Genomic DNA, 4,158 nt, shown 5'->3' on the forward strand with positions numbered 1-4,158 from the left:
GGGCGCCGGACGGGGGCGAGGGTGGTCACGGGAGCCTCCTCAGGCGGCCGCGCGACGGTTCGCGCGCAGGTAGAGGACGGAGAACACCAGCGAGATCACGATGAGGACGTTGCCCATCGCCGCGCCCCGGCCGAACTCGAACTGCTGGAAGGACAGGAAGTACGACTGCGTCGCGATGGTCTGGGTCGCGTTGGCGGGGCCGCCGCCCGTCAGCACGAGGATGACGTCGAGGACCTTCAGCGTGTAGACGATGCCGAGCAGCAGGGTCACGGCGACCACCGGCCGCAGCATCGGCCAGGTGATGTACCGGAACGTCGCGACGGGGCCCGCGCCGTCCAGCGACGACGCCTCGTAGAGCTCCTGCGGGATGTCCTTCAGGCCCCCGTACAGCAGCGTCGTGTTGAACGGGATGCCGACCCAGATGTTGACGACGACCACCGCGAGCAGTGCGAACGTGGTGCTGGACAGCCACGGCACGGGGGAGCCGAGGATGCGGTTGATGACGCCGGAGTCCTGGTCGAGCATCCAGCGCCACATCGTCCCGGACACCACCAGCGGCAGCAGCCACGGCAGCAGCAGCAGCGAGCGCAGGAACCCGCTCAGCGGGAACGAGCGGTGGAAGAACGACGCCAGCGCCAGGCCGATGACGAACTGCCCCGCGAGCGACCCAACCGTGAAGAGCGCGGTGTTCCACAGCGCCTTGCCGAACAGGTCGCCGCCGAGCACGGCGGCGTAGTTCGCGAGGCCGACCCACGGGGCCTCACCCGTGTAGAACGTCCGGGTCGTGTACTCCTGGAAGCTCATCGTGATGTTCTTGACGATGGGGTAGCCGAAGAACAGCAGCAGGTACAGCGCCGCCGGGACCACGAACAACCACTTCGCGAGCGTCTCGCGCCGCCGGGCCCGCGCCCGCTGCCGGTCGTCGACGGGGGGCGCGGGCGCGCGCCGGACGCCCTGGGCGGCCAGCGTGCTCACGACGCGGAGGCGCTCTCCTGCGCCGTGGACATGGCCTCCTGGGCGGACGCGGAACCGGTGAGCGCCGACTGGATGGCCGTGTAGATCGCCTCGGCGGTCTTGGGCCACTTGTCACCGAGCTGCGAAGTGCGCGAGCGGGCCGTGGTGACCTGCTCCGCGAAGATCTCCATCTCCGGGGCGGTCCCCGCGTACTCGTCCGCGACGGCGGTCAGCGAGGGGATCTTGTAGTCCTTCTTCGCCATCTCCAGCATCGACGCCGGCTCCAGCAGCGTCTTGAGCATCTCGCCCGCCTTGGCCTGGCGCTCGGGCGTCGTCAGCGGGACCGTCCACACCTCGCCGCCGAGGGGGGCGATCGACTCGTCGCCGGCCTTCGGCACCGGGATCTTCACGACGTCCCACTTCACGTCGGCGTACTTCTCCTTCAGCGTGGGGATCTGCCACGGGCCGTTGACCATCATCGCGGCCTTGCCGGCGGCGAACTGCTCCATCACGTCGGACTGGTCCCAGTTCACGACCGACTTCGACACCGAACCGGCCTCGACGAGGTCGACCCACAGCTGCAGCGCCTCGACGCCCTCGGCCGCGTCGAGCTTCTCGAGGTCCCCGCCCGCGGACCAGAAGAACGGCAGGAACTGCCAGGTGCCCTCGTAGGTGGCGTTCGCGTCGAAGGCGAACCCGTACTGCTCGCCCTTCGTCAGCGTCGCGGCGGCCGTCTTGAGCTCGTCCCACGTCGTGGGCGGGGCGACCCCGGCGGCCGTGAGGACGTCGGTGTTGAAGAACAGCGAGATGGTGTTCACGGTGGGCGCCAGGCCGTAGACCTTGCCCTCGTAGGTCCCCGTGTCGAGGATCCCCTGCGCGTACCCGGCGGTGTCGATGCCGTAGTCCGACAGCGGCGTGAGGATCCCCGAGCTGGCGATCTCCTGCAGGTCGGGGTTGTCCAGCATCAGCAGGTCGGGCAGCGTCTTCGCGGACGACTGCTGCAGGACTTTCGCGATGAGGGTGTCGCCCTTGACGCTCTGGTGGTCGACCGTGACCCCGGCGGCCTTGCCCGCGGCCGTGAGCCGGTTGGTCCAGTCGGTGCGTCCGGGTTCGTCCTGGTAGTAGTCCAGCGCGGTGACCTGCGTGACCGCCCCGCCGGCGGACCCGGTCTCGCTCCCGCCGCACGCGGAGACGGCCAGCGGGCTCGCCAGGGCCGCCGCCAGCAGCGGCCGGCGGCCGAGCGGCCGCGCCGGCGTGGTGGGGGTGGAGGAGGTGGTCTGGGGCGCCATTGCCTGATCCCTTCTGCGACGGTGCGACGACCGTCGTCCGGACGAGGAGACGCGAGCCCGACAGGCTCGCGGGTGGTGGGGGAGGAGCGGGGCTCCGGCCCCGTCGAGGCGCATCGACGACCATCGTCGATACGCTTCGATGACTCCTGGGGACCAGGGAACCAGCGCGGCTGCGCGCTGTCAACGTCTGCGCCGTCCCGCGTCCGGGCCGTGCCCGAACCGTGTCCCGGGACCGGACGGGAGGACCCCCGCGGGGGCTCAAGCCGCGGCGCCGGGACGCCGAAGGGGTGCGGAGGAGGTGCAGACCGATGGAGAACACGCACGCCCGGGCGGCCCTCGGCCGGCACCGCGCCAGCACGGTCGTCGTCGAGCGCTGCCCGTCGTGCGGGAGCCGCGTCGGCCCCCGCGAGCTGTGGTGCTCGCTGTGCCACGCCGCCCTGCGCTCCGAGGAGGCGCCCGCCGGCCCCGCGGGCCCGCCCGCCGAGCCGACGTCCGCCGGGCCCGGTCCCGCTGCCCCGGCCCTCCCAGGACCCGCGGTCGCGACCACCGCGGCGCCGGACGCCGCGGACGACGCCGCCCTCGACGCCCCGCTCGACGCCCCCCTCGACGCAGCGCTCGTGGAGGCCATGCTCGCGGAGCTCGCGGGCGCGAGCGCGGCGTCCCCGGTCCGCGGCCCGGCCGGCCCGCAGGCGAAGGTGCTCCTGGCCGCGGGCGGCGGGATCGTGCTCACGGCCCTGCTGCTGCTCCTCATGACGGTCCTGGGCGCGATCCTCGGCTGACGCGGGCGCCGGGTAGCCTGCGCGAGGTGCTCCGAGGCAGCGGAGCCCGGTGATCCGGTGGGCGGTCTCGGCCCGGGCCGGTCGACCGTCCGCCGCAGGTCCGCACCAGGGGGTTCCAGAGCTCGCATGGCCCAGCACACCGACACCCCCGCCGAGAACGCCGTCGGCGTCGACATCGGCGGCACGAAGATCGCCGCGGGGGTGGTGGACCACCGGGGCGAGATCGTCGCCAGCACGCGCCGCGAGACCCCCGCCACCGAGCCCGCCGCGATCGCCGACGCCGTCGCCGACGCGGTCGCCGAGCTCGCCACCACCCACACCTTCGGGCCCGTCGGCGTGGCCGCCGCGGGGTTCGTCGACGCCGCCCGCTCCACGGTGGTCTTCGCGCCCAACCTCGCGTGGCGCGACGAGCCCCTGCGGGCGCGCCTGGAGGACCGGCTGCACCGCCGGGTCGTCGTGGAGAACGACGCCAACGCCGCGGCGTGGGGGGAGTTCCGCTTCGGCGGCGGCCTCGACGAGCACGGCGCCGCCGTCGACGACCTGCTGCTGCTCACGCTGGGCACCGGCCTGGGCGGCGGCATCATCGCGGGCGGTCAGCTGCAGCGGGGTGCGGCCGGCGCGGCCGCGGAGGTCGGGCACGCGCGCGCCGTCCCGGACGGCCGGGCCTGCGGCTGCGGCAACCGCGGCTGCTGGGAGCAGTACGTCTCCGGCAACGCGCTCGTGCGCGAGGGCCGCGACCTGCTGCGCTCGGGCGACCCGCGGGGCGCCGCGCTGCTCGCCGCGGCGGGCGGGGACCTCGACGCCGTCGACGGCCCGATGATCACCCGCCTCGCGGCCACGGGCGACCCCGGCTGCGCCGGGCTGCTCTCGGAGCTCGGTCGCTGGCTCGGGGAGGCGGTCGCGACGTTCTGCGCCGTGCTCGACCCGGAGGTCGTCGTGATCGGCGGGGGCGTGTCCTCCGCGGGGGAGATGCTGCTTGCGCCGGCCCGCTCGAGCCTCGCGACGCACCTGGCGGGCCGCACCCACCGCACGCCGCCCCCGCTGCGCTCCGCCCGGCGCGGCAACGACGCCGGGACCATCGGCGCGGCCGACCTGGCCCGCACCGTCTGAGCGGCCCGCCCCACCCGCGGCACGCC

At 74.1% G+C, this 4,158-nt stretch carries 4 protein-coding genes; 2 read left to right on the forward strand and 2 right to left on the reverse strand.

Going from position 1 to position 4,158, the window contains the following annotated elements:
• Nucleotides 1-39: 39 nt before the first annotated feature.
• Together GTR02_RS20210 and GTR02_RS20215 are read right to left on the reverse strand one after the other, a co-directional pair.
• Nucleotides 40-966: a carbohydrate ABC transporter permease gene (locus GTR02_RS20210; RefSeq protein ID WP_166609280.1), complete on the reverse strand. Its 927-nt coding sequence runs from the start codon at nt 964-966 to the stop codon at nt 40-42.
• Nucleotides 967-971: 5 nt separating this feature from the next.
• Entirely contained in the window at nt 972-2,243 is a 1,272-nt protein-coding gene (locus GTR02_RS20215) for a sugar ABC transporter substrate-binding protein (protein ID WP_166609277.1), read from the reverse strand.
• A 308-nt stretch (nt 2,244-2,551) separates the two neighbouring features.
• Between GTR02_RS20215 and GTR02_RS20220 the strand changes: the two genes are divergently transcribed.
• The gene (locus tag GTR02_RS20220) at nt 2,552-3,022 is read left to right on the forward strand and encodes a hypothetical protein (protein ID WP_166609278.1); all 471 of its coding nucleotides are present in this window, start codon (nt 2,552-2,554) and stop codon (nt 3,020-3,022) included.
• A gap of 126 nt (nt 3,023-3,148) precedes the next feature.
• Nucleotides 3,149-4,132: an ROK family glucokinase gene (locus tag GTR02_RS20225; protein ID WP_166609279.1), complete on the forward strand. Its 984-nt coding sequence runs from the start codon at nt 3,149-3,151 to the stop codon at nt 4,130-4,132.
• Nucleotides 4,133-4,158: the final 26 nt, after the last annotated feature.

Source organism: Kineococcus siccus, from assembly GCF_009906795.1.
In the GTDB taxonomy this organism is placed as follows: Bacteria; Actinomycetota; Actinomycetes; order Actinomycetales; family Kineococcaceae; genus Kineococcus; species Kineococcus siccus.